The sequence below is a fragment of the Terriglobus sp. YAF25 genome (assembly GCF_052113305.1).
Taxonomy (GTDB): domain Bacteria; phylum Acidobacteriota; class Terriglobia; order Terriglobales; family Acidobacteriaceae; genus Terriglobus.
In genome coordinates this window covers 1-5,337 of sequence record NZ_JBFRCY010000288.1, presented here as the reverse complement: position 1 = coordinate 5,337, position 5,337 = coordinate 1, and the positions used below count along the sequence as shown (strand labels likewise).

Below are 5,337 nucleotides of genomic sequence, written 5' to 3'. Positions count from 1 at the left end.
CCCATACTCCACAGCGTGCTTGCAGAGGTGAAGGCGACCTGCGGTTTGGGATCGTCCAACAGTTTATGCAGCGTCGGAACGAACATGGCGTTCTTCGTCTGCCCCATGGCGGCGATGGCAGCTATACGTACGTCCTGGTCGGAGCTGTCGATTGCTTCCAGCAGCATCTTCTGTGCCTTCGGCTCTCCTCCGAGATCGCCAAGCGCAGTGACAACGATAACGAGCGTCTCAGTCTTCTTCTCGGAGGCCTCCTTCTCCAGGAGGTTCCAGGCATCGGAATTGATCTGTGAGGGGGTGACCTTCGGTGATTCGGGATCTGCTTCTGCAGCGTGCCGCATCTCCGCAGGTGCAACCGCGTGGAGACAGAGAAATAAAGCAATCAGTCCGCCGACCCAGGCAAGAAGATGCAGCGACCGACGCAAAGGAGAGGTGTAAACCTTCATGTTTGTCTTTCCGGCGCTTGCAGTGGGAAGAGTCCTGCAGCGTTCTACTGCTTGGTTGGATGCTATAGTCGGAAGAATTTACTGCCTTCGAGAAACACAGGTTTACATGCTCTTCAAAACTCGTAGTGCTGCCGTTTACGGTATCGACGCACATTTGATCGATGTTGAGGTTGACTTTTCCACAGTGGTCCGAGACGCGGAGACCTTCTCAACCGTCGGCCTGCCAGATGCTGCCGTTAAAGAGAGCCGTGATCGCGTACGTAGCGCTATCCGCAACTCCGGCTTCGACATGCCCCCGGTGCGCATCACCATCAACCTCGCTCCAGCGGATATTCGTAAGGAAGGTTCCGGGTTTGATCTACCGATCGCGCTCGGCATCCTCGGAGCCTATGGCGCATTGCAGCCGATTGATCTGACAGAGTTTCTCTTTCTCGGAGAGCTTGGGTTAGACGGCACTGTGCGTGCGGTGCAGGGAATTCTTCCCGTAGCTGTTGCTGCGCGGCAGAAGGGCGTGAAGCGGCTGGTGGTTCCAACGGTGAATGCGCGCGAGGCTGCAGTCGTCGATGGTCTCATGGTGTATCCGGTGCGGAGCCTGATCGAAGTAAGGGAACTGATCAACGGCATTGCTACCGGGCAGGAGAGTATCGCACCGGTGCAACTGGATAAGAGCACGCTGCTGGATGAGATTCAGGATGCGGTGCCGGACTTCTCCGATGTACGCGGTCAGCATACAGCGAAGCGCGCTCTGGAAGTCGCTGCCGCGGGCGGACACAACGTGCTGATGATTGGACCTCCAGGCAGCGGTAAGACGATGCTGGCAAAGCGGTTTCCGTCGGTTCTGGCTCCGTTGATGTTTGAAGAGGCACTGGAGACGACCAAGATCCATTCTGTCGCCGGCGTGTTGAATGCCGAGACTGGCCTGGTGACATATCGTCCCTTCCGTTCTCCTCATCACACTGTCAGTGATGCCGGTTTGATTGGCGGTGGAGCTGTGCCGCGGCCGGGAGAGGTCTCCCTGGCGCATAACGGCGTTCTCTTCCTGGACGAGCTTCCGGAGTTTCCGCGGAATGTTTTGGAGGTAATGCGGCAACCGCTCGAGGATGGCACCGTGACTATCTCGCGGGCATCCATGAGCCTGAGCTTTCCGGCACGGTTCATGTTGATTGCTGCGATGAATCCATGCCCCTGCGGCTACTTCAACGACAAGAGCCGCGAGTGTATGTGTACGCCCCCCATGATCCAGCGCTATGTCTCCAAGGTCTCCGGGCCGCTGCTGGACCGTATCGACATCCACATCGAGGTTCCGGCGGTGCAATATAAGGAGCTGCGGTCGGGAGCGGCAGCGGAAGGCTCAAAGGAGATCCGGGCCCGGGTACTGGAGGCACGCCGACGGCAGCACGAACGCTTTGCCTTGACACCGGAAGGCGCCCGTCGTGGCCGCAGGATCTACGCCAATGCCCAGATGTCGACGCAGCAGATTCGCCTGCACTGCGAGCTCGCCTCCGACGCGGAACGTCTTCTGGAACGTGCCATGCAGCAACAGGGGCTCAGCGCGCGTGCGCATGACCGCATTCTCAAAGTTGCGCGGACAATTGCCGATCTGTCAGGTGAAACACAGATCGGTGTGCCACATATCGCCGAGGCGATCCAATATCGCACACTCGACCGGCAGTACTGGTCCTGATGTTGCCCTGTTTTCAGGGCAGCATCTTCGTAAGTTATTGTATTTTATGGATCTAAAAAGCTTCCATTTTTGGAAGGAACGAATTCCGCCGAATACCGAAAAAAGTATTGACCTTGCCCCTGATTAGGCGTTACCTTCTGGAAGGTCGCGGTTGGCGGGCTGGTTTCCCGGTTCGCTACGGTGGCCAAAGGGTTTCCCGTCAGGCCAGGCGTAACCCAGTCGAATTCAAATCTAAGCACGGGGCGATAGAACCCCGATCATGGCGTCAGTTCCGTTTGGAGGTTCCTCTTGGGATCTGTCACGGCGCCATCTCCACAAAGGCAGATGTGGATGTAGACAGAGAGCGCAGATTTGCGTGCGCCCGAACGGACAAAAGATAGGTGCATCCTGGAGTACCGGTGCACCGTCTATTGAGACAGAAACACGATTTGCAGCTAACGAAGTCTGCGGTCGATAGCAGCGCCGGGTGAGGACTGCACCCCGGTATAGAGAGGAATAGGTATGCGCTCAGATCTTATTTTTGGAGCACTTACGCACGTCAAGAATCGTTACCAGCTTTGCCAGCTCGCTTCTAAGGCCACGCGTAAGCTCCACAAGCCCAACACCCGTGTTCAGGACACCACGAACGAAGTTCTTGGTCGTTTTCGCACAGAGTCGCCGGTCCATGGCACCGCCAGTCTGGCTCACTCTGATCGCGTGCAGAATCGCCGCGCGGCCTAATCGGCCCCGCGGCATTTGCCGCTTCCTTGTATCTGGTTCGTAGTTCCACCGTAGTACCTCTTCTGCAACATCCCCTTCAGCAAATCGCAGTCAGCCGTTCCGCAGTGGACATTCCCGCCCGCAGCAAGACATTCCCCAATTTACGTACAAAAGGCAACAATGACGATTTCAGAACTCAAAGAAATGAATATCCAGGAGCTGGGCAAGCTTGCGCGCAGCCTTGAAATTCCTGGGACCAGCGCACTGCGTAAGCAGGATCTTATCTTCAAGATTCTCCAGGCCCAAAGCGAGAAGGAAGGCCACATCTTCGCCGAAGGCGTGCTTGAAATTCTGCCTGATGGTTACGGATTCCTCCGTTCTCCCGATTACAACTACCTGCCCGGCCCGGACGACATCTACGTCTCTCCTTCACAGATCAGAAAGTTTGACCTCAAGACCGGCGATACCATCAGCGGCAACGTCCGCCCGCCGCACGAGGGCGAAAAGTACTTCGCTCTGGTCAAGATTGAGGCCATCAACTTCGAGTCTCCGGAAGAGACCCGCTCGAAAATCCTCTTCGACAACCTGACCCCGCTCTATCCGCAGGAACGCCTGAAGATGGAGACGGTGCGCGATAACATCTCCGGACGCGTGATGGATCTGCTGACGCCGATGGGCAAGGGCCAGCGTGGCCTGATCGTCGCTCCTCCGCGTACCGGTAAGACCATGCTGCTGCAGTCGATCGCGAACTCGATCACGGCAAACCATCCTGAAGTAGTGCTGATCGTTCTGCTGATCGACGAGCGCCCGGAAGAAGTGACTGACATGCAGCGMTCSGTCAARGGCGAGGTCATCTCCTCGACCTTCGATGAGCCCGCTGCCCGTCACGTCCAGGTCGCCGAGATGGTGATCGAGAAGGCGAAGCGCCTGGTAGAGCACAAGCGCGACGTCGTAATCCTGCTGGACTCCATCACACGTCTGGCACGCGCCTACAACACCATCGTTCCGCCCAGCGGCAAGGTACTCTCCGGCGGTGTGGATTCCAACGCCCTGCAGCGCCCGAAGCGCTTCTTCGGCGCAGCCCGCAACATCGAAGAGGGCGGCAGCCTGACGATCATCGCTACGGCCCTGGTCGACACCGGGTCACGTATGGATGAAGTCATCTTCGAAGAGTTCAAGGGAACCGGTAACTCCGAAGTCATTCTGGAGCGCAAGCTGGTCGACAAGCGCGTCTTCCCGGCGATCGACATCCAGCGCTCCGGTACGCGTAAGGAAGAGCTGCTCATCGCGAAGGAAGATCTGCAGCGTATCTGGATCCTGCGCAAGGTCCTCAATCCGCTCAGCCCGGTGGAAGCAATGGAACTGCTCACCGACAAGCTGAGCAAGACTCGCAACAACAGCGAGTTCCTGCACAACATGAACTCACTGTAATCACGTTTCGCTCTTCTGGCGCAGAACCGCGTATGCGGTGCGTGCGGTCCAGGTGGTGAGAGCGAGAAAAAGGCGCAGCCCTCGGGCTGCGCCTTTTCATTGCTGTTTGAGGATGCTTTTCGGCTCTGCAAGAACCCCACGCGTTCGGCACGCGTCAGTCTGGCGGAGTTCAAGCGTGCTTGACGCGTGGTTCTCTTCCATTCCGTCCCTTCCTTTCTACTGGAAGATGCACAAGGGAATCTTTATCCGCGTCACCCACGCGTGGCCCACGCGTCGTCAACGCGTGCGTGGTTGCGAGGAGTGATTCACACGGCGGACGATAAGCTGGATGGTATGGATATCAGGGTTCGTTTTTATGAAGATCCGCAGTCATTTCTGGCGGTTGCCGAAGAGTTTCTCTTGTCGCGTGCGGTGCTTCATAATCTGGTCCTGACCATTGTGGATACCAGGTTGGCTCTGCCTGAGCCGGGCCGCTACTGGGTAGCGTTTCGCGATTCTCAGATTGTTGGCCTGGCGCTTCAGTCTCCTTTGACGTTTCCGGCTCTCCTGGTGCCGATGGAAGCGGAAGTAGCCGCTGCTCTTGTCGACGCCATCACGGATCGGGGAATCATGCTGCCGGGAGTGAACGGCGAAGTGGCAACAGCCGCGAGCTTCGCTGGCAGATGGACGGAGCGGCGCCGGTCAGGAGCGGTGCCCATGCAGGCGTTCCGCATCTATCAGCTGGCCGGGCTCAATGAAATTGCTCCGGTGGGTGGGCAGCTCCGAAAGGGTGATTACAGCGACCGGAATCTGGCAGTGAGCTGGCTGCAGAAGTTCTATACCGAGACGCATATGCACTCCGTGGACGCTGAGAGTTTTATCGATGCTGCGCTTGCCGAAGAGCGGCTCTGGCTGTGGGATATCGGAGGCACAGTCTCGATGGCTGTCAGTAGTAAGCCGATTGCAGGCGTCGTTCGTATCTCGGCGGTGTACACGCCAAAGGAACATCGAGGATGTGGCTACGCCGGAGCTTGTGTGCACGCCGTCTCCGCGCTTCTCACCAACGCGGGCTACCGCTGCATTCTTTACACGGACCTGGGT

5 protein-coding genes are annotated in these 5,337 nt (G+C 57.6%); 4 read left to right on the top strand and 1 reads right to left on the bottom strand.

The window, feature by feature from the left end; genetic code table 11:
* Window positions 1-443 (bottom strand): HEAT repeat domain-containing protein (locus tag AB4043_RS13370; RefSeq protein WP_442307259.1); only part of this gene is annotated, 443 nt, incomplete at its 3' end.
* A gap of 106 nt (window positions 444-549) precedes the next feature.
* Here AB4043_RS13370 and AB4043_RS13365 point away from each other — a divergent pair.
* The 4 genes from AB4043_RS13365 to AB4043_RS13350 all read left to right on the top strand — a co-directional run.
* Complete coding sequence (locus AB4043_RS13365; protein ID WP_442299121.1) at window positions 550-2,127, top strand: YifB family Mg chelatase-like AAA ATPase; 1,578 nt, start codon at window positions 550-552, stop codon at window positions 2,125-2,127.
* A gap of 501 nt (window positions 2,128-2,628) precedes the next feature.
* Window positions 2,629-2,847: a DNA-directed RNA polymerase subunit omega gene (locus AB4043_RS13360; protein ID WP_442299122.1), complete on the top strand. Its 219-nt coding sequence runs from the start codon at window positions 2,629-2,631 to the stop codon at window positions 2,845-2,847.
* A gap of 159 nt (window positions 2,848-3,006) precedes the next feature.
* Complete coding sequence (rho, locus tag AB4043_RS13355; protein ID WP_442299123.1) at window positions 3,007-4,257, top strand: transcription termination factor Rho; 1,251 nt, start codon at window positions 3,007-3,009, stop codon at window positions 4,255-4,257.
* A gap of 300 nt (window positions 4,258-4,557) precedes the next feature.
* Window positions 4,558-5,337: GNAT family N-acetyltransferase (locus AB4043_RS13350; protein ID WP_442307258.1), on the top strand; the 780-nt coding region annotated here is incomplete at its 3' end.

Bases quoted from the DNA above. Each gene is read 5' to 3' on its own strand.
- AB4043_RS13360 (WP_442299122.1), top strand. From the start codon at position 2,629: ATGCGCTCAGATCTTATTTTTGGAGCACTTACGCACGTCAAGAATCGT.
- AB4043_RS13365 (WP_442299121.1), top strand. From the start codon at position 550: ATGCTCTTCAAAACTCGTAGTGCTGCCGTTTACGGTATCGACGCACAT.